A 440-nucleotide genomic window follows, 5' to 3' on the forward strand; every position below is an offset into this window, starting at 1 on the left:
AATCCCAACAATGGTTTGGGCGTAGCAGTGCGTGAATACCCTACAGACAGCGGGCCGGTAGATTATTTGCTATGTGTCGAGAGAGAGCCGGTTGCCAGTATTGAAGCCAAAGAAGAAAACTTTGGCCATAAGCGCAACACAGTGGAAGAGCAAAGCGCGCGTTATGCCGATAGCGAACGCAAACATATCCCGCAAGCGGATATTGCTTTTTTATATGAAAGCACAGGTGTAATTACCCGCTTTACCAATCGCAACGATCCTGCCCCTCGCGCCCGTGAAGTATTTCATTTTCAGCGTCCTGAAACATTGCAAAAATGGGCAAGCGAGGGCAAAAATACCCTGCGCGCCAGACTCAAGGCTATTCCTCCACTCAATCCCAACCATCTGTCTGCGGCCGAACTTGGTTTGCGCGATTGCCAATTAACCGCCATCGAAAATAT

Annotated in this window: 1 pseudogene; it reads left to right on the forward strand. The window is 49.3% G+C overall.

The features are described 5' to 3' along the window. Positions 1 to 440 (forward strand): annotated as a pseudogene (locus ACTHUT_RS22120) (restriction endonuclease subunit R); the annotation flags it as partial.

This window comes from Neisseria sp. P0022.S010 (assembly GCF_051956635.1).